General features: G+C 58.5%; 15 protein-coding genes. All 15 read right to left on the minus strand.

Annotated features, from left to right (window positions below):
• Nucleotides 1-15: 15 nt before the first annotated feature.
• The 15 genes from AC0IM9_RS02615 to AC0IM9_RS02685 all read right to left on the minus strand — a co-directional run bounded on the left by AC0IM9_RS02615 (nucleotide 16) and on the right by AC0IM9_RS02685 (nucleotide 19229).
• Entirely contained in the window at nucleotides 16-1113 is a 1098-nt protein-coding gene (locus AC0IM9_RS02615; protein WP_482802943.1) for an IS5 family transposase, read from the minus strand.
• Between the two features lie 148 nt (nucleotides 1114-1261).
• A complete protein-coding gene (locus AC0IM9_RS02620) occupies nucleotides 1262-1708 on the minus strand; it encodes a hypothetical protein (RefSeq protein ID WP_482802944.1) in 447 nt (148 codons plus the stop codon).
• A 76-nt stretch (nucleotides 1709-1784) separates the two neighbouring features.
• The gene (locus AC0IM9_RS02625; protein WP_482802945.1) at nucleotides 1785-1994 is read right to left on the minus strand and encodes a hypothetical protein; all 210 of its coding nucleotides are present in this window, start codon (nucleotides 1992-1994) and stop codon (nucleotides 1785-1787) included.
• A gap of 114 nt (nucleotides 1995-2108) precedes the next feature.
• Nucleotides 2109-2336 carry a hypothetical protein gene (locus AC0IM9_RS02630; RefSeq protein WP_482802946.1) on the minus strand — a complete coding sequence of 76 codons (228 nt, stop codon included), beginning with the start codon at nucleotides 2334-2336 and terminating at the stop codon, nucleotides 2109-2111.
• A gap of 343 nt (nucleotides 2337-2679) precedes the next feature.
• On the minus strand, nucleotides 2680-3105 hold the full coding sequence (locus AC0IM9_RS02635) for a hypothetical protein (protein WP_482802947.1): 426 nt from the start codon (nucleotides 3103-3105) through the stop codon (nucleotides 2680-2682).
• A 236-nt stretch (nucleotides 3106-3341) separates the two neighbouring features.
• Complete coding sequence (locus AC0IM9_RS02640; RefSeq protein WP_482802948.1) at nucleotides 3342-4217, minus strand: hypothetical protein; 876 nt, start codon at nucleotides 4215-4217, stop codon at nucleotides 3342-3344.
• Nucleotides 4218-4515: 298 nt separating this feature from the next.
• Nucleotides 4516-5316, minus strand: coding sequence for a 4'-phosphopantetheinyl transferase family protein (locus AC0IM9_RS02645; RefSeq protein ID WP_482802949.1), 801 nt, complete (start codon nucleotides 5314-5316; stop codon nucleotides 4516-4518).
• A gap of 16 nt (nucleotides 5317-5332) precedes the next feature.
• Nucleotides 5333-6622, minus strand: a complete 1290-nt coding sequence (locus AC0IM9_RS02650) for a hypothetical protein (RefSeq protein ID WP_482802950.1) — start codon at nucleotides 6620-6622, stop codon at nucleotides 5333-5335.
• A gap of 6 nt (nucleotides 6623-6628) precedes the next feature.
• Nucleotides 6629-7378: an outer membrane lipoprotein-sorting protein gene (locus AC0IM9_RS02655; protein WP_482802951.1), complete on the minus strand. Its 750-nt coding sequence runs from the start codon at nucleotides 7376-7378 to the stop codon at nucleotides 6629-6631.
• Nucleotides 7371-8612, minus strand: coding sequence for an ABC transporter permease (locus tag AC0IM9_RS02660; RefSeq protein WP_482802952.1), 1242 nt, complete (start codon nucleotides 8610-8612; stop codon nucleotides 7371-7373). Before AC0IM9_RS02660 ends, AC0IM9_RS02655 begins: the two co-directional genes overlap by 8 nt.
• Nucleotides 8612-9322, minus strand: coding sequence for an ABC transporter ATP-binding protein (locus AC0IM9_RS02665; RefSeq protein ID WP_140912270.1), 711 nt, complete (start codon nucleotides 9320-9322; stop codon nucleotides 8612-8614). Before AC0IM9_RS02665 ends, AC0IM9_RS02660 begins: the two co-directional genes overlap by 1 nt.
• 19 nt (nucleotides 9323-9341) lie before the next feature.
• A complete protein-coding gene (locus tag AC0IM9_RS02670; RefSeq protein ID WP_482802953.1) occupies nucleotides 9342-10148 on the minus strand; it encodes a thioesterase II family protein in 807 nt (268 codons plus the stop codon).
• A 24-nt stretch (nucleotides 10149-10172) separates the two neighbouring features.
• A complete protein-coding gene (locus tag AC0IM9_RS02675; RefSeq protein ID WP_482802954.1) occupies nucleotides 10173-11462 on the minus strand; it encodes a DUF711 family protein in 1290 nt (429 codons plus the stop codon).
• Complete coding sequence (locus tag AC0IM9_RS02680; RefSeq protein ID WP_445370212.1) at nucleotides 11459-11650, minus strand: MbtH family protein; 192 nt, start codon at nucleotides 11648-11650, stop codon at nucleotides 11459-11461. Before AC0IM9_RS02680 ends, AC0IM9_RS02675 begins: the two co-directional genes overlap by 4 nt.
• Nucleotides 11651-11705: 55 nt before the next feature.
• Nucleotides 11706-19229, minus strand: coding sequence for a non-ribosomal peptide synthetase (locus tag AC0IM9_RS02685; protein ID WP_482802955.1), 7524 nt, complete (start codon nucleotides 19227-19229; stop codon nucleotides 11706-11708).
• Nucleotide 19230 lies beyond the last annotated feature (1 nt).

Raw genomic sequence — 19230 nt, forward strand, 5'->3', positions numbered from 1 at the left:
CAGGCGCACTTCGCCCTAGGTGGGCGTAGCCCACGCCGGTTTCGGCGTGAATACCAGTAAGTTCAGCAGCCGTGTCAGGTTGTACGCGGCAAAGCAAAATAAGGCTTGGCCCGCCACTTTGGCTAAACCAATGTGGCGGGTTTTGCGCAGGCCGCCGACCGTCTTGATCCAGCCGAAGGCCTCTTCGACGATTTTGCGACGCTTGAGGCTTTGGGCATAGCCTTTGCCGCGAGCGGTGCGGCCATCGATGGCACTGCCGGTCTTTTTACGGGCCACATGGGCTTTGATGTCTTGCGCATTGAGTTGGTTGACGAACGCCGGTTGGTCGTAGCCTTTGTCGGCACCGACGCTGCCGCCTTTGGGCACGCGGCGTTTGATCATTTTTTGGGCGGCTTCGATTTCGGCGGTGCCGGTGGCTTGGGTGGTTTCGACATCGACAATCAGGCCGTTGCGATTCTCGGACAAGGCGTGGGTGATGTAGCGCAGTTTGGCTTCGGTGTATTCACCTTTCTTGTAGAGCCGCGCTTCCGGGTCTGTCGTGCTTTGGTGGGTGGCGTTGCTGCGCTTTTCGCCGCTGAAGTCGACCTCGGGATTGCGGCCGGCGGGCTTATCCGGACCGCTACCGTCTTTTTTTACGAAGCTTTTGTGCGAGGCCCAGGCTTCGATCAGGCTGCCATCGACACTGAAGTGTTCGTCGGACACCAGGTTTTGCCATTCGGCTATGGCCAGCACTCGGGTGAAAAATTCGCGGCTGAGGGATTCGGACAATAGGCGCTCGCGGTTGGCGCTGAATACCGTGCGTTCCCAGACAGCATCGTCGATGCCCAAGCCGACAAACCAGCGAAACAGCAGGTTGTAGTCCAGTTGTTCCATCAACTGTCGCTCACTGCGAATGGTATAGAGCACTTGCAACAGCAAGGCCCGCAACAGTTTCTCAGGGGCAATCGACGGGCGACCGGTATGCGAGTAACGTTCGGCGAAAACCGAGTCCATCGAGGCCAAGACGCCATCGACCAATAGCCGTAAGCGGCGTAGCGGATGTTGTTTGGGAATACGCTCTTCCAGGCTGACATAGCTGAACCAGCTGTGTTGGATGGCATCGTGTCCGCGCATTGGGGCATCTCCAAATTTAGGTAGCCTATTTTAACCGGTACCAGCCGTTATCGGTCTCGGATTGCTTGGCTTTGGGAGTTTTTCACCAGCCTGATAAGCCCAATACTGCCGCCTAACGTGATCGAAAATGCTAGATGTCAACCGATGGCTACTCTTCCGCACAAAGTAGCCATTCCTTTACCATCTCCAACAAATAATCGCTGGTGATATGTGGCTCATCCTCTGCCAAATCCGCATATTTGCGGAACCAAGAGGCGCACACCTGAAGAAGCTCAATATTAACGGGTGAATCGTTGCGCATCGCCAATTGGAACTCGATGGCATATTCTAACAACCGTAAATCGCATTGTATTGACTGTTCTGGTTGATAGGCACGCCAACGTTCTCGATCCCTAGTACGAGAACAGCCGCGTGCAATCTTTTCGATCTCCTCGTAACTTAGCCTAAACATCTCCCGGTGGAATTTTACGAATTGAGTGCGCCGTGCCAGTAACGCCTCTTCTTCCGCATCCGGCAGCGGTTTCAAAAACCGCGGCTCGCAAATCGTCTTCAGGCCCTGGTCGTGAAGAAAACGGTTAATATAGGTGGGCATCATAATAGGCGAGCATTGGAAAGCAATTCGTTTCTCCGATTAGACTAGGATAATCAGAGAAATGCGGCTTGCTTAATATTCAGTCGCCAATCGGTTCAGGACCTGTCGTTATCGAATTGTCAGGTTGTAGATAGACCGGCTGCTCGTTAAAAATTGCGGCCAAAGCCGCAAGATCGGCGGCAGGTACGAATATCCAATTACTCCAAGCGCTTCCAACCAATTTAATCCTGTAAGCACTGCCTTTTTCAGGATGCCAACCGAGTGTATATTGTTCAATTTGCTGAGCCATGATAATTCCTTTGGTTGTTATTAATTAGAGCTGTATTTTTGGCGATAGATATTGATTGTTTATGTCGTTACATTGTTTTAACGTGGTAGGACAAGATGAAATCGGTGTAAACTACTATCCCTTGACCATAATAACGATACCGCGATATCCGTCGTAAGTATGAAGTTTCCATCCTTGGGATACGCCATTATCCAATACTTCTTGAAGCTGAGCGGCCGAAGTTTTTTCTGCAAGAACACGATATTCGAGCTTTGTTTCAGAGTCATTCAGCCCGGTTAAAAAAAGCATCGATATTACCGCTAAAAGAGAAATTGATATTGTTGTTAGAACCGAATTTTTCATGTTGGACCCCGGTTGGCTTTGTTTTCGTAAAGTCTGTAAGCAACGGAAATTGACCTAACTCGAAAGGTTAGCACCCGCTTAGCAGGTTGGTGAAAAACCATATTTCAGACGCTAATTTTGGCCAACTTAATCAATATATAGTGTCTGCAGTATCATAACTTAAACTAAATACAGACTGAGTCAGGGTCAAAAATGAGTTTTTCACCAACCTGTTGGGTTGTGCCGAGCAAACATCAACGCGCAACGGCTGCGCTTCCCGGCATTCGATACGTCCTATGCTCCGTGGACGAAATTCAGGCTTCATTATGCATCAACACATCTGTGATTCCGTATAAAACGGTAACTATAATATAAGCTCCCACCAAGACCACAAATGTCCTTTTCCCTGCCAAAAATTGATAGTGCGACCTTTCCAGGATTCAAGCAAAACTGATGGTGAGAAATACGCTCCTGGAATATGAAATTGAAATTGTTCTTCTAACTTTTGGCGAAGTTTTCTATTCCAAGTAAGTGCTTGATGCACGAAATAGAGGTGCCAAATACTGTAGCTGGCTGCAACTACCTCGAAAATTACTGCGAGAGTTTTAATCACTATTCGCCACTCACTATTTATAGATATATTCCTGGAAATGGCTGTCGCACCAACAAGCAGGCCAATCGCCCAAATCACAATTTGCCATTGATTATCTCGGTATCTGACAATTTGCGTATGGATCTGCCGATATAACTCCACTAAAGCTTGTTCAGAAATCAACTTTTTATCTTCCATTACGCATCTATTATTTGCAGTTTTAGCTCAACTACTTACTCGAAAATTAAATTTTTCGAAAAAATTCAGTATTAGCAGGTTGGTGAAAAACTCTTTTTTGGCGTTGAATGACTCTATATTTAGTGCCGACGAAGCTATTTTACTACTAAATACTGGTTCGATTGAGCAAAATTAGCGTCTCAAATATGGTTTTTCACCAACCTGTTAGGTGTCTAATTTGCTTCATGATAGTACTCCTATTTCGGCTTATTGTGTATCAACGTCGACAAAGCCCTCGTCAACTCCGCTTCGTCCTTTAAGGCTTGCGCGAGCCGCTCCGACAATTCTCCCAGAACGACACGAACACTGCTTGCCATCTCCAGGCATTGCTCGTCCGACATCGCATGCACCCCTTCGCTGAGTGCTGAATGTAACAGCAGAATCGGGCTATGCCCGTTAATCAGCAAACTTTCAGGCAAAGCCTCTTTGGCAATATGCAAAGCCTTACTGAATTGAGTTTCGCTAACCGCCGACTTTAATAGATTAATCTTATCTTCTGATGCACCAATTTTTTCGGAAACTTTGATTATTTCGCCCAGTATTCGGTTCTTTTGATTTTCAACAACTCGCCGATAGTAGATAAATGCACCAACCCCTAACCCCTGATTTTCGCAGCGACGGCCTTTTAGAAATTCGTCTCGATCAGGTCCGATCAACTTAATCAATTTAGATGGCACTGGAGGCCCGTAGATAGGTAACTCTCCAAACTTATAACAGGCACCCTCCGGTTCTCCGTCTGTCCTAACCATTGCAGCTAGGGCAAATACTTTTTCGACCTTCTGACAGTTAGAACAAAGATATGTAACAAAAAAGTACACATATTTTTTAACTGATAAAACTTGATCATCACCGGATACACATCTAAAAAACCTTATACCGTTGCAACTGTCATTTTCGCAATGCAACTGTATCTCAGGTGTATGCATGACATTAAATCTCCCATATTGGCCTCCCTTCCAAACCGATAGATCAGAAATATGAATAAGTTGATTGGGAGGTGTGCCTTCGAGAAAATCAGCGATAGTCTGATTTTCGATCTCTTGTTTAATTTCTTCACTCGCTTGGTCAGTCATCCTTGTTCCTTTAATATCAAGAATTGTTGTATCGAAAACAAATTCAGTACTCTATGAGGCCAATGTTGCGAAAGTGGGCACGATACCCGTGCCCATCTCAAACGTCAGTCCTAGTTGGATTCCTTCAATTCCACTGGCTTAAACATCGGCCGCACCTCGTCCAAAATCGCTTTTTCCCGCGCGACAATCGTGATCGTTACCCGGGTCGCATCACCCGAGTCTGGTCTTGCAATCAAGCATTTTTGTTAAGCATAGCTAAATTGAAAGCCCCAATGCAGATTCACGGTAGGCAATCGGTTCAACCACCGCTCAACCGGTGCGGCAGCCATTCGTGATAAGTCGTATCCAGTTCCCGCCCTCCGCCGCAGCGAAATGCCAGCGCTAAAACATGCTCCGGCCCCGGATAGCTTTGCGCGAATTGCCAAGCGGGGGCCTCTTCCGCGCTACTAGGACGGAAATAGATGGTTTTATCCTCGCCAAAGGTAAACCCAAACCGGTCCAGCTCTTGCGACAGGCCGGTGCCTTGGGCTTTGATGTAGGCTTCCTTCAGGGTCCAGAACTTCAGAAACGCCCAATTCCGTTCCGCTGCCGGCAAACGCCAGAGATATTCCCGTTCGGCTACGGTCAGTACCTGGCCGGCCATCGCTGCGAGGTCGCCCAAATCGCGCTTCGCCTCGACGTCGATTCCGCAATCCGTATCGCAATTGACCACTAGCGCCGCCAGTCCGCGCGCGTGGGACAGGTTGAAGCGGACATCGGCCATGCCCGGTTTGCGGACCAGTTCGGGGCGGCCGTAGCGATTGGCGGTAAACCGCAATTTGTCCGGCTCGGTATCCAGATAAGCGGCCAACACGAATCTGACCATGGCGTGTGCCACCAGATACAGCTGGCGGTCGCGCTCGAAATGAAACTTCCGCCACTTTTCCAACTCGTCCGCGGCCAGCAGATTGCGGCAGATTTCTAGCGTCTCCGGATCGGCAAAACGCTCGGTCCAGGCCAGCCAGACTTGCGCCCTCCCCTGTGTCGGCGCCGGAACCGGCGGAAACCGTTGCCTTAAATCCGCGAAATTCGGCGCAACGCCAGACCCTGCGTTATCCATGTTCATCTGCCGGCGCTCAGTCGAAGTAATATTTCACACCCAGGAAATAGATATTATTCAGATAGCCACCGAACTCGGTATCGCTACCGCCCAGATTGAATACCAGGTTGGCGGCCAGATTGACCTGTCCGAACAGGTTGTATTCGACAATCGGCACCAGTTGCGCGCCGCCGTCCTGCAGGTTTTGCGAATACAGCACATTAAGGCTGAGGTCTTCGACGATTTCGTGCACCCGGTAATTGGCGTAGAGGTAATGCTGATTCAGCGAGCGGATTTGCACCGACGAGGCCTGGGCCAGGGTGCCGGCGGCCAAGCCTTGCAAATTGGGATCGGCACCCAGCAGCAACCCGGCGGCGTTCTGGGCCATGCGCCGGTAAGCGGCACTATCGGCATTGCTGTAACCTTCGTTGCTGTGACGGTATTCCAAATTCAATACGTCGCCGTTGTCGAAGGTATAGGAACCGCCGGCCAGGAAGTCGACGAACCAGCCGCGGCCGTTGCCGTTCGGCGCCAATTCGTAGCCCAGCGGCGAATCGGATGCCTGCGGATACAAGCCGTAGCTTTTACCTTTCATGCCGACGTCGAAATACAGCAGCGTCGAATCGTTCAGCGTCCACTGGCCGAACATGCCGCCCTGCGGCAGGCCGTCGTTTTCGCGGTAGCCGGCAATCGCGCTCAGCGAATAATCGTCGCCGCGGTGGTCGTATTTCAGCGCCACAGTTTTCTTGAAATCCGGCGTTTCCAGCGTCGACCGGCCCCGAGCCACGCTGCCGATCAACGCCAGCGTGTTGGAATAATCGTGAAAATACTGCAGTTGCACGAAATCCTGGGCGCCGGGCTCGATGAAGGGGTTGGTCTGGTTGCTGTTCGGGAAGAACGGGTTGGACGGCGACGCGAACAACGACGGCCCCCAGTACAGCAATTCGCGGCTATAGGACAGGCTGAGGTCGTCCGTCGCATATTGCGCCAGCCAATCCTGGAAATAATGCTCGCCGGCCACGACGTTGCCGCCGTCGGCCTGGTTGCTTAAAAAGTAACCGAAGCGCGGACTGAGCTTGGCGCTGAAGCCGCCGTAACGGGTGGTGAATTTCGACCGCAGCCGGGTACCCTGCTGAAAATTGTCCAGTTGCGCGAGCTGGTTGTCCGGATTCAGATTGCTGTTCTTGGCAATATCGTAAATCGCACCGAAGCTTTGCAGCATGAAGCTGTGTTCGAACTCGAATTTGTCGGCTGCGGCGGCGATGCCCGGCAGCGATACGGCCAGCAACGCCGGCCGCAAGCCGCGCAGAGCATTCCCCGAAGCCATCGGCCGTTAGCGGCTGAGCAAGGCCCGCAGATCGAAGCGGCTCGGCGGTACCGCCGCGGCTTCGACTTTGTCGTAAACCAACACGGTTTTCTGGCCGGTTTGCACTTCGTCCTGAATCTCGATTTTGCTGACGAAAGGCTGGCTCTTGCCGGCAACCTCGACCCGGTTGGCATATTCCATCAATGCGGTTTTGAAATGCTTGTCGGAGACCGTCATGTATTCGGCTTTCAACGCCAACTGGCTGTCCTTGGCGACGTAATATCGAATCTTGTCGTAGGCCACGTTCGCATCCTTGGCTTTCAAGTCCAGTACGTAACACGGCTGCCCCGCCACGTCCGCTTCGCCGGCCGGGGTCGCGTCGTAATCGCGACTGTAATTGGTGGTGGCGACGTCGCCGTTGCTGGCCTCGCCGAGCAGGCGTTGCCGCGGCGAAATCGGCACCGGCTTGCTGACGTCGGGCGACAGGAACCACATATTCCGGTTCTGCATCAGCATCATCTTGCCGGCGGATGTGGCCGGTTTCAGGAAGGTAACCAACGAGTTGTCCTGGTCGGCCTCGATCTTCAGCGTGTAGCTTTTATCCTCGACATTGTCCTGGTAGGCGATGACGGTACTGGTCATGGTAATACCGCCGATCTCGCCGCCGCGGGCGCGGTCGCTGGCTTTCAAAAGTTCCAGCGGCGTCGGGTCTGCGGCCGCAGCAGAAGCCGCCAGCATTAATATTGCAAATAAAGGGGTGCGGACGAATTCAAACATGGCCCAGGGCTCCGACAATGGTTTTTTGCGTGGCGTGGCGGGCCGGGAAATACGAAGCGACCGCGGCCAACACCGACAGAGTGAATAAAGAACCGAACATGTTATTAAACAACAATTCGATCACCAGCGCGGCTTGTTCCGAAGAATCCGGCGGCGAATAAGTAATCTGCGCCAGATTGATGCCGGCACCGATGGCATAGGATAGTGCCATCCCGGCCAGCGAGCCGACGAAGACGATGATGACGCCTTCGATCACGAACAGGCTCTTGATCGTCATCGAGCGCATGCCGATCGCGCGCAAGGTACCGATTTCGCGGGTGCGTTCGGCAATCGCCATCGTCATGGTATTGACCACGCTGGTCATCGCCACCATCACCACTACCACCATGATGAACAGATACATCATGTCGAACAGGCCTTTGACTTGAGTGTAGTACACCGACAATTCGCTCCATTCCTTGATGTCGGCGTCGAAGCCGGCAGCCTTGAGTTTTTCCAGCAACACCGGCTTTACGGCCGGAATCGAATCGACCGCATCCAGCAATACCACAACCCGGTCGGCGCCGTCGCTGCCGTACAACTTACGCGCCAACGCTAACGGCAACAGCGCGAACTTGTCGTCGGTGCCCATCGAGCCGGTGTTGGCGATTTCGCCGACCCGGAAATCGACCGCGTTGACCATGCCGGACAGCGTCGACGCCATCAACACGCCGTCGCTGCCCTGCTGCAAGCCCATGATCTTCGCCATCTTCTGGCCGATTACCACGGCATCGTCCTGGCCCGGCGCCAGTTTGCCGGGCAGATAGGCGTATTCGGCGCCGCGCAGCGCCGTCTGGTCTTCCGCCGATATCGCTTCGCCGATGAAAATATGCGAGGTGGTGCCGTTACTGACCAAGCCGCTGACGGCCAGCCGCGGGCTGACCAATTTCACGCCAGGCACTTCGCGGACGGTGCGGGTCACCAAATCCAGCGCAGCCGCATCGAGTTGGAATTTTTCCGGGTCCAACGTCCCCTCGTCGAAGAAGCCGCGGCGCACCACGGTCAAGTGGCCCAGACGTTCGCCGACGATGGCCTGGTCTTTCAGAATCCGGTAGACGTAAGTGAAATAACCTTCGAACAAGCTCAGCGCCAGAAAGCCGATCGCCACCGACAGCACGGTGACCAGGCTTCTGCGCCGGTTTTTCATGACGTTGCGCGCCGCCAGTTTGCAGCGCATTGCGAGTGACATGGACATCAGGAGGCCTCTTTCAAATAAGTATTGTGGCGGTCGTCGACGATCCGGCCGTCGCGGACCTGAATCGAGCGGGCCGCGTAGGACAGCAAATGGGTATCGTGGGTGGCGAAGACGAAGGTGACCTTGCGTTTTTGATTCAGCTTTTGCATCAACAAAATGATCGCGTCGCTATTGGCCGAATCCAGATTAGCGGTCGGTTCGTCGGCCAGCACGATATCCGGATCGCCGATCAAGGCCCGGGCGATGGCCACCCGCTGGCGTTGGCCGCCGCTCATTTCGTCCGGCCGTTTGTGCAAATGCCGCTCCAGCCCCAGTTCCGCCAGCAGGTCGCGCGCCCGGCGCCGCGCCGTATCGTCGGCTTCGCCGCGGATTTGCAGCGGCAGCATCGTGTTTTCCTGGGCCGACAACACCGGCACCAGATTGAAGCTTTGGAAGATAAAGCCCAGATGCCGGCTGCGGAAATCGGCCAGCCGATTGTCGTTCAGCCCCAGGACTTCTTCGTTTTTGATCGCGATCCGGCCCTGATCCGGGCGGTCCAGCAGGCCCATCAGGTTCAATAGCGTCGATTTGCCGCTGCCGGAAGCGCCCCAGATACAGGTGAACTCGCCTTGCTGGATCGACAGGTTCAAGTCCTGCAGCACGTTGACGGCACCGTCGCCGTGGCCGTAGGACTTGGTGATATGTTCCAATTTGATGATCGGTTGCGTCATAACTAGTAGTCTCGTCATTTTAAAAGACCGGTTCGTAACCGGCTGCGGCAGGAGTCCGCGCCATCGGCAGCAGGATATCGTCTTTGATATGCTCGTTGACGATGTCCTGAAGCGCGCCCAGCACGGCGTCGCGGTTCTCCAGTAAAAAGAAGTGGCCGCCGCCGAACAGGCGCTGTTCGAAGCCGGCCGCGGTTTTGTCACGCCAGGGCGCCATATCCTCGCCCGGCACCAGATGGTCGGCCATGCCGGTGAAGGCTGCAATTGGGAATTGCGCCGCCGGTTGCGGCACGTGGCGGTAAGTTTCGTGGATGCGAAAATCGGCGCGCAGCATCGGCAACAACAACTGCATGGTTTCCTCGTGTTGCAACACCTCGTCCGGCGTGCCGCCGTAGCGTTGCAATTCGACGATGAATTCGCTGTCGCTCAGCGTATGCAACACCCGGTTGCGGCTGCCAAGTTCCGGCGAACGGTAGCCGGAAACGATCAGTTGTTTCGGCGGCCGCACCCCGCGGCGCTCCAGCTCCAGCGCCACCCGGTAGGCAATCAACGCCCCCATGCTGTGGCCGAACAACAGATACGGCCGGTCGAGCCGCGCGATCAGCGCCGGCAGCAAGCCGGCGACCAACGCGTCCAGATCGCCGATGGCCGGTTCGGCGATGCGGCGTTCGCGGCCCGGCAACTGCGCCGCCAGCACGTCTACGTTATCCAGCGCACCGGCCCAACTGCGAAACACGTTGGCGCCGGCCCCGGAATACGGAAAGCAGACCAGCAGATACGGCGCGCGGCCGCCCAGATTAAAATCGGTAAACCAATTGTCGGTAGTCATCGCTCTGTCTTGGTAGTAGTCAAATCAAGCCGGCAGCGCGGTCGGCGCCCAGCGTCGGGGATCGAAAAAGGCCTCGCTATCGTTGGCCGGCGCAAACGCGTTGCGGTTCAGCGCAATCGGCCGGGTGTTGACGATAAACGGATGGTTGAAATTGGTTTCGCCGTTGGCGCCGACGCTGCTCGGCAACAAGCGGGTAATCAACGGCTTGTTCCATTTGATGGCTTCGGTGCAAATCGCTTCGATCAAGGCCGCGATCTGGCCGACGCCGACGTCCAACGCCAGCGGCACCATATCCAGGCCGCAGCCGCACACCGTAGAGTACAGCAGCAAATCCTTGACATCGACGCTACCGTTGCCCACCGCCCGCGCCAGATGGCTGTCTTCCAACACCGACAGCATGGTGCCGTTGTAGCCGACCTGCGGAAAATCGGCCAAGCCCTGCTTCAGCAAATTGTTCACCGCATACAGCGAAAACAGGAATTGGAAACTGCCAACCGGACTGCCGGCCAGCGCCTCGATCGCGCTGACGGCGCTAGTGTCCTCGCCGGGGTAAGGTGCCAGCGAGAAATCGATACCGCGAAAACCGACCCCGGTCTCGGCGGCCAGCGCCTCCGCGCACTCGGCCGCCTCCTGCGCCGCCCGCCGCACCTGATTGCGGAATACCGCCAGTTTCTCGTCGAACGGCAAGGGCTGCGAAAACGCGGCGTTGGCCAGTTCCGACAACTCCAGCGCGATACTGAATCCGGCCTCGCCCTGGTGCCAGGACGCCGGAAAAAACGGCGTACTGGCCTGGACATTGGACATCACCGCAAACCGGAAATTGGCCTGATGCTGTTGGTCCAGCATAGCCAGTTCCCGCACCACCGCAGCGGCCCGGCGCAACGCGCCGCGGTGCATGCCGGCCGCCGAACTGACCAAAGTATTCATGAATACGTGGCGGGTGGCGCCGATCACGGCCGGCACCAGCGCCAGCAATTCCGGGTCGTCGGCCGCATCGACGAAAAACGGGCCGGGCATGCAAAACCAGATATCGCCCAACGCATTCTCCATCCGCACCGCAAATTCGGCCGCGGCATTGGCCCGAATGCGGCGGCCTTGCAGCAAGCGGTCCAACGGTTGCCCGGCCAGCCGGAAACAACGCGCCCGCAGGCCGCTTTCCGCCAAACGGTTGCCGGCCTTCCCGAAAAAGCGCCGCGCCGCTTCCGCGCCGCGCTCCGGCTGGTCCGGGTCCAGGTTCAGCCCCAATGTCACGGTGCGCACCACTGGCGACGGCGGCCGCGTTCCGAATTCTTCCTGAGCAGTCATCGGTTTCATAGCGTTCTCAAGCTCAACGGCCGGATGTCGGGCCAATGTTGATTGACATAGTCCAGACAGTTTTCCCGACTGTCGGCAGGTTTGACCTGCTGCCAACCGGCGGGCACCGGCTTGAAAGCCGGCCATAAGGCGTGTTGCTGTTCGTGGTTGCAGACCACGACGAAACCCGTTTCCAATTCTTCAGCCATAGCGACCATTCTCCAATTCTTAATTTAAGTTCAATGCCTGCGGGCGACCGCGTTGCTAAAACCAGCCGCGGCGTTTGAAGGCTACTTCGCGGCCTTCGCTAACGAACAAGCGCTCGATGTAACGTTGCCAGGCCGCGCGATCGATCTGCGGCGCCGGCAGATCCAGTTCGGCCAGCCGGCGCAGGGTTTTCGCCTGACCGATCTGCAAACTGCCCTTGTCCGGCGCGCCGCGGTCGGTATCCCAATAAAACAGGTAGGGCGCGAACGGCAGCGGGGTTTCGGTCGAAGCCTGCTTGACCCGGTCTACCCAATGGTCGGCGCGGATGCGTTTCAGGCCGACGCTGCCGGCCACGTGCTGGGACAGCAATTTGCTCCAGTCGTAGCTTTCTTCGCCCATCAAATGGAATATTTCGCCGCCGCCGGGCTGTCCGGCCAAGGCGATAATCGCCCGCGCCGCGTAATCCACCGGTATCGCCTTTTCGACCAGCGGGTAATCCGGATAGACCCCGAGCTGGATGCAGGTGCGCAGATACAAGCCGATGAAATCGTCGTCGCGGCCGGCACCGCTGCGGCTGTCCACCGCCACCCGGCCCAGACGGAAAATCTGGATCGGCAGGCCCATCCGTCCGACTTGCCTGACTGCCGCTTCCGCCACCCATTTGCTGGCGTTGTAGCCTTCCAGATCGGTAAAGCCTTCGCCGGCCAGATCGCTGTCTTCGTCCACTTTCCGCCCCGAGATTTCGGTGTTGAACACGCCGCCGGTTGAGACGTAGGCGAATCGTTTCAAGCGGTTGTAGGCGGCCAACTCCAGCAGGGCCTTGGTCGAACCGACGTTGGCCGCGGCCAGTTGGCCGTAGCGCAACACGTGGTTCAGATGAGAGCCGTTATGCAGAATCAAGTCGATTTCCGAGGCCAGGTAATCGCGCGCCTCGCCGCTCAAGCCGAGGTTGGGCTTGGCCAAATCGCCGACCACCACTTTGATCCGCGGCACATAGCCGTCCCACCACAGGCCGTATTCCTCCAGATTGGCGCGAATCCGACGCAAGCCGTCTTCGGCCGAACTGGCGCGTACCAGACAGTGCACCGTGGTCCCCGGCCAGCGTTCCAGCATTTGTTCCAGCAAATAAGCGCCGACAAAACCGGTGACGCCGGTCAGCAATACGTTTTGCATCCTGCCGCTGGCCGGCGGCAACGGCGTCGGCAGCGCGATGGCGGATTCAGCCTCCAAATCCACCGGCCGCGGCGGCAGCAGGATTGCGGTGTCTTCCGCGTCCGCTTGGGTTTCCGCTCCGGCCGCATCCAGATAGGCAGCCATGCTGCGCACGGTCGGCGCCACGAAAAAGTCTTTCAGCGGCATCGAACGCCCGCTTTGCTCCCGCACCTGCGCCATCAACCGGGTCGCGCTCAGCGAATGGCCGCCCAGTTCGAAAAAGTCGTCACTGACGCCGACCGTGTCGACGCCGAGAATCTCCTGCCACAATTCGACCAGCCAGCGCTCGCGCTCGGTTGCGGCCGGTTCGCAAACCCGGCTTGCCGTGTCGGCAGCGCCCGGTAACGGCAGCGCCCGGCGGTCGATCTTGGCGTTGGGCGTCATCGGCCAGGCAACCAATACCATCACCGCCATCGGCACCATGAAATGCGGCAAGCTTTCCCGCAGCCTTGCCATCAGCTCCGCGGCCAAACCGTCGGCGTCGGCTTCGCACAGCACGTAGCCGACCAATTGCCGGTTGCCGGCATCGATATCGCGCACCAACACCAGCGCGTCGCGCACCCGTTCGTGTTCCATCAGCCGGGCTTCGATTTCGCCCAGCTCGATACGGAAGCCGCGGATTTTGATCTGGTTATCGATCCGGCCCAGGAATTCGATGGTGCCGTCCGCCAACCAGCGCACCAGGTCGCCGGTGCGGTACAAGCGCTCGCCGCTCTCCGGCCGGAACGGATGGGCGATGAATTTTTCGCCGTTCAATTCGGGCCGGTTCAGATAGCCGCGGCAGACACCGCCGCCGCCGATACACAATTCGCCCGGCACGCCGAGCGGCACCGGCCGCAGTTTGCCGTCGAGGATGAACAATTCGGTGTTGGCCAGGGCGTGGCCCAAAGTCAATTTGGCGTCGCCCGGCCGGTAATCGGCCGCCATGCAAATCACCGTGGTTTCGGTGGGACCGTAAGCGTTGAAAAAACGCCGGTTCGGGCTCCAGGCTTCGGCCAGCGCCTGCTGGTAGCCTTCGCCGCCGACCAGCAAATGGTCGAGGCAGGCCAGTTTCGCCGGGTCGAGATAAGCCAATAACGACGGCGGCAACAGCGCGTGGCTGGTCGTCGCGGTAGCGACAAAGTCGGCGAGCCGATCCGGACTTTTGATCACGTCGTCGGCGGCCATGCACAGGCAACCGCCGTTGGCCAAGGCCACCGCCCATTCCCAGACCGAGGCGTCGAAACTGAACGAGGCGAACTGCAACATGCGGCTGCCGCCGCGAAAATCGAAGCGATTCGCCAACGCCACGCTGACCAGCGCCAGGTTGCGGTGTTCGATCAAGGTCCCTTTCGGCCGACCGGTCGAGCCGGAGGTATAGATCACGTATGCCAACTGCTCCGGCAGCATGCCGGCGACCTGCGGTTCTTCGACCGATTCGCGGGCGATCGCTTCCCTCAGGTATTCGCCGTCCAGCGCCAGCAAACGGATACCGGCCGGTAGCGGGATGCGTTCGGCGATATGGCTGTGGGCGATCAACCAGCGGCAATCGGCATCCTCCAGCATGAATTGCTGCCGGTCCGCCGGATAGTTCGGGTCCAGCGGCACATAGGCCGCGCCGGATTTCAACACCGCCAGAATCGCCACGATCCAGTCCGGGCTGCGCTCCAGACACAAACCCACCCGCAATTCGCTGCCGACGCCCAGCCGGATCAGGAAATGAGCCAACCGATTGGCCCGCCGATTCAACTCGGCATAACTGATAACGCTATCCTGGAACAGGACTGCCGGAGCTTCCGGCCGGTTGTGCACCTGCTGCATGAACATCTGCGGAAACAGGCGACCGTCCAAATCCAGGTTTGGCCCTTTACCCAAAGCCAACATCTCGGCGGCACCTGTGCCGTCCAACAAATCGTAATCGGCCAGCGCCCGGTCCGGATCGGCCACCAGTTGCGGCAGCAGCACCGCGAACGATTGCGCCAGCCGCTCTACGGTTTCCGGGCGGAACAGCGCGCGGCTGAATTCCCATTGCCCGCTCAGGCCGTCCTGCTCGTTGAACACCACATACAAATCCCAGCGCGCCACCCACTCGTCGCTATCGACTAGCGACATGTCCTCGTAAGCGTTACGCAACGCGAAACAGACCTGGAAGAACGGGTTGTAGGCCGCGCTGCGCGCCGGTTTCAATTCATCGACCAGCATTTCGAATGGCAGATCCTGATGTTCGTAGGCGGCCTGCGCCGTTTGTTTCGCCGCCGCCAACAGGTCGTTGAAGCTATGGCCGGCGTCGATCCGGGCCCGGATCGGTAAGGTATTGACGAAGAAGCCGATCACCGGCTCGGTCTCTTCGAGATGGCGGTTGGCGATCGGCGTACCCAGCACGAAATCGTCCTGGCCGGACCAGCGGTACAACAACAATTCGAAGGCCGCCATCAGCGCCATGAACAGCGTCGCTCCCTGTTTTTCCGCCAGCGCTTTCAAGCCCTGGGCCAGTTCCGGCGCGTAGCGGTCGCGGACCATACCGCCCCGCCAGGACAGTTGCGCCGGCCGCGGAAAATCGTAAGGCAGGCCGATGGTATGCACCGCGCCGTCCAGCTCGCCGCGCCAGTAGGCCAGCTGGGTTTCGCGCAGCTCGCCAGTCAAAAGCTGGCGTTGCCACAACGCATAATCGGCGTACTGCAGCGCAAGTTCCGGTAGATCCGGCTCCGTGCCGTATCGGTAGGCGGCGTAGGCCTGGCGAAATTCGCGCACGAAAATATCGGTGGACCAGCCATCGGTGACGATGTGGTGCAAGGTCGCCAACAACACGGCATTTTCGGGATTCAACAACAGCCGATAGCGTAGCGGCGGCGCGGCGGCCAAATCGAAGGTCGCCTGCGCTTCCGCCGTGGCCAGCTCGGCCATGCGCAGCTCGCGTTCCGGCTCCGCCAACGCCGACAGATCGTCGATGACCAGCGGCGGTTCGAAATCGGGCAAAATCTGCTGGCGCGGTTCGCCGCCGGCGGCCGGGAAGCAGGTGCGTAGCGATTCGTGGCGGCGGGTCAACCAGGCCAGTACCAGGCGCACGGCTTCGACATCGGCCGGCGCATCGAGGAACACCGCGTTGGGAACGTTATAGGCTGGATTGTCCGGCGCATATTCCTGCACGAACCAAAGCCGACTCTGGGCGTAGGACAGCGGCAAGGGTTCGGGCCGTTCCTGCCGGACCAATGCCGGATAAGCCGGCGCGCCGCCCGCTTGCCGGTTGCGGATCAATGCAGCCTGCCCGGCGATGGTCGGCTGTTGAAACAGTTCGGACAGGCCCAGCTTGACCTCGAACAGCTTCGGAATCCTGGAGAACACCTGAGTGATCGTCAACGAATGGCCGCCCAAGGCAAAGAAATTGTCGTTGACGCCGATGTCGTCGCGGCCCAGCACTTTCTGCCAGACGCCAAGCAAGGCCTCTTCCACCGCGTCGGCCGGCGCTTGCGCCAGCGCGGCCTGCAGCGCATCGCTTGCCTTCGGCACCGGCAGCGCGGAACGGTCGGCCTTGCCGTTGGCGTTCAACGGAATCGCCGCCAACAGGACGAAGACGCTGGGCACCATGTAATCCGGTAGGCGTTGCGCCAGATAAGCCCGCAACTCGGCGCGGAACTCGGCCGGCTCGGCGATAGCCGCCGCCGGCACCAGGTAACTGACCAGTTGTTGGCGGTCGCCGCCGCTGACCACGGTCACGGCGTCCTGCACCGCGGCGTGGCCGCGCAATACCGTATCGATTTCCTCCAGCTCGATCCGGTAGCCGCGAACCTTGACTTGATAATCCACCCGGCCTTTGACGACGATGCTGCCGTCCTCGCGGAAGTAGCCCAAGTCGCCGGTGCGGTATAAGCGTTCGCCGGCAACTTCCGGCTGCGGATGCGGAATGAACTGGCTGGCGGTCAAGCCCGGATTGTTGAGATAGCCGACGCCGAGCGAGACGCCGCCTATCATCACCTCGCCGGCGATGCCGGCCGGCAACGGATTGTTGAAGCGGTCCAATACCAGCATGCGCACGTTGGGCAGGTTTTTGCCGACCGTGACCGGCCACTCCGGATGCTCTAGCTCCTCGCGGCTGAAGCGATGGGTGGTGCAAAGGTCGGTGCATTCGGTCGGGCCATAGGTATTGACCAATTCGCAGCGGCTGTGTGCCGACAACAGCCACGGCGCCAGTCTGGCCTTGTTCACCGGCTCGCCGCCCAGCAGCAAGTAGCGCAGCGAGGCCAAGTCGCGGTAATCGACGTCTTCGCCTTCGGCCAGCGCGTAGCCCATGCTCGGCGTACAGTTGATCCAGGTAATGCCCTGCTCGGCCACGCTGCGGCGCACATAGTCCGGATCGAAATGGTCGCCGACGGCCAGGTGCAATTCGCCGCCGGTGAGCAAGGCGCCCCAGACGTTTTTCTGCGCCAGATCGAAGGTAATTTTATTGATCAACAGACATTTGTCGGCGCTGCCGAAACCGAATTCGCGGTTCCACCACAAGATGAAGTTGATGAAACTGTCGTGGTAGACCCCGGCGGCTTTGGGCTTGCCGGTGGAACCGGAGGTATGGATCACGTAGAACAGCCGCCGGGTATCGACAGTCACGGCCGGCGCGGTGTCCGGCTGGCTGCTCCAATTCGCCCAAGTCCGGTCCAGATCGATAATCTGCAGCCCGTCCGCCGCCAGCGCGTCGCCGCGGCCGCCGTGGCTGAGCAGTTGGCTAAAGCTCAGGTCGTGCAACATGCCGGTCAACCGGGCGGCGGGCGCCTTCGGATCGAGCGGCGCGTAAGCATTGCCGGTTTTGACGACAGCCAGTATCGCAATAATTAGTTCCGCCGAAGGCTCCAGCAATAGCGCGATTTGGCCGCCGGCTGAGGCACCCTGCGCCAACAGAAAATGGGCCAGACTATTGGCGCGCCGGTCCAGTTCGGCATAACTCAGGCGGACGTCGCCGACTGCCAACGCGGTCCGCTCCGGGTGCAACGCCGCCCGCTCGGCGAACAACGCGGCCAAGTCCCGCTCGCGCGGAAAATCGGTCGCGGTCGCGTTCCAGGCCGCCTGGCGCAGGCGTTCGGCTTCCGCCATCGCGCTGAGCGTGGCCAGCGGCCGCTCGGCATCCAGCAGCATCTGGTCCAGCACGGTTTGCCAATGGTCGAGGAAACGTTCGACGATTGCCGGCGCATAGCGGCGCGGATCGAACATGGCGCGGATATTCATCTCGCCCGCCGGTTCGACCACCAGCGTCAATGGATAATTGGTCTTTTGCGCCACCGCAACGTCGGGCAGTTGCACCTGGCTGGACTGCGGAAACGATTCCACCGCCAGCATCGAATCGAACAACGGCAGCCCCGGCCCGATCGGGCTCCAGGCCTGAATCTCGACCAACGGGCTGTGTTCGTAGCTGCGCAAGGCCAGCAAACCGTCCTGCAACTCCCGCAACCATGCCGCTACCGGCTGGGCGGCGCGGATGCGCACCCGCAACGGCAGCGTATTGATGAACAGCCCGACCATGTGCTGCGAGTTTTCCAGTTCCGGCGGCCGGCCGGACACGGTACAGCCGAACACGACGTCGTCCTCGCCGCTGTACAAAGCCAGCAAATAGGCGTACGCACCCTGAATCACGCTATTCGGCGTCAAGCGCGCGGCGCGGGCGAATTCGCGCAAACGCTCCGCCCGCGCCTGGCCCAGCGCCCGACGGACCACGGCGTAGTCGCAGTCCGGCTCGGCGTCGGGATTGCCCTCGACCAGGCCAAGCGGCGTCGGCGCAGCGAAGCCGGCCAGGTAATCGCGCCAGAAAGTCTCGGCCGCGGTCCGGTCCTGTTGCCCCAGCCAGCGCAAGTAATTTTTATACGGCGCACTGGCCGGCAACGCCGGCTCGCGCCCGTCCGCCAATGCCATGTAAGCCTGCAGGGCCTGATCCAGCACGATAAAGGCTGACCAACCATCGAGCAGGATGTGGTGGTAGGTCCACAGCAACACGCTCTGCTCCGCCCCGGTCCGAATCACCCGCAAGCGTAGCAACGGCGCCTTGGCCAAATCGAACCCTGCTTTGGCGTCCGCGGCGCGTAGCGCTTGCAGGCCTTGCTCGCGTTCCGCCTCGGCCAGGTCCGCCCAATCCAGGGCATCGACCCGGATTTCGGCTTGGCGCTGCACCACCTGCACCGGCTTTTCCAAGCCTTCCCAGAAAAAGCCGCTACGCAGAATGTCATGGTGGGCGATCACATGGTTCCAGGCTTGCTGCCACAGGCAGGCATCGACGTCGAACGGTACGGTTTGGCTGAACTGTTCGACATAGACCCCGGAGTCGGGACTGCTCAGGGAATGGAACAACATCCCTTCCTGAATCGGCGTCAGCTTGTAAATGTCGGCGATGTTGGCGCGATCGATGGTCATG

The sequence above is a fragment of the Methylomonas sp. Uni0011 genome (assembly GCF_056850255.1).

What these genes read in the sequence shown, in the direction of transcription:
- AC0IM9_RS02615 (WP_482802943.1), bottom strand. Translation starts at nt 1,113, where the DNA reads ATGCGCGGACACGATGCCATCCAACACAGCTGGTTCAGCTATGTCAGC.
- AC0IM9_RS02620 (WP_482802944.1), bottom strand. Translation starts at nt 1,708, where the DNA reads ATGATGCCCACCTATATTAACCGTTTTCTTCACGACCAGGGCCTGAAG.
- AC0IM9_RS02625 (WP_482802945.1), bottom strand. Translation starts at nt 1,994, where the DNA reads ATGGCTCAGCAAATTGAACAATATACACTCGGTTGGCATCCTGAAAAA.
- AC0IM9_RS02630 (WP_482802946.1), bottom strand. Translation starts at nt 2,336, where the DNA reads ATGAAAAATTCGGTTCTAACAACAATATCAATTTCTCTTTTAGCGGTA.
- AC0IM9_RS02635 (WP_482802947.1), bottom strand. Translation starts at nt 3,105, where the DNA reads ATGGAAGATAAAAAGTTGATTTCTGAACAAGCTTTAGTGGAGTTATAT.
- AC0IM9_RS02640 (WP_482802948.1), bottom strand. Translation starts at nt 4,217, where the DNA reads ATGACTGACCAAGCGAGTGAAGAAATTAAACAAGAGATCGAAAATCAG.
- AC0IM9_RS02645 (WP_482802949.1), bottom strand. Translation starts at nt 5,316, where the DNA reads ATGGATAACGCAGGGTCTGGCGTTGCGCCGAATTTCGCGGATTTAAGG.
- AC0IM9_RS02650 (WP_482802950.1), bottom strand. Translation starts at nt 6,622, where the DNA reads ATGGCTTCGGGGAATGCTCTGCGCGGCTTGCGGCCGGCGTTGCTGGCC.
- AC0IM9_RS02655 (WP_482802951.1), bottom strand. Translation starts at nt 7,378, where the DNA reads ATGTTTGAATTCGTCCGCACCCCTTTATTTGCAATATTAATGCTGGCG.
- AC0IM9_RS02660 (WP_482802952.1), bottom strand. Translation starts at nt 8,612, where the DNA reads ATGTCCATGTCACTCGCAATGCGCTGCAAACTGGCGGCGCGCAACGTC.
- AC0IM9_RS02665 (WP_140912270.1), bottom strand. Translation starts at nt 9,322, where the DNA reads ATGACGCAACCGATCATCAAATTGGAACATATCACCAAGTCCTACGGC.
- AC0IM9_RS02670 (WP_482802953.1), bottom strand. Translation starts at nt 10,148, where the DNA reads ATGACTACCGACAATTGGTTTACCGATTTTAATCTGGGCGGCCGCGCG.
- AC0IM9_RS02675 (WP_482802954.1), bottom strand. Translation starts at nt 11,462, where the DNA reads ATGAAACCGATGACTGCTCAGGAAGAATTCGGAACGCGGCCGCCGTCG.
- AC0IM9_RS02680 (WP_445370212.1), bottom strand. Translation starts at nt 11,650, where the DNA reads ATGGCTGAAGAATTGGAAACGGGTTTCGTCGTGGTCTGCAACCACGAA.
- AC0IM9_RS02685 (WP_482802955.1), bottom strand. Translation starts at nt 19,229, where the DNA reads ATGACCATCGATCGCGCCAACATCGCCGACATTTACAAGCTGACGCCG.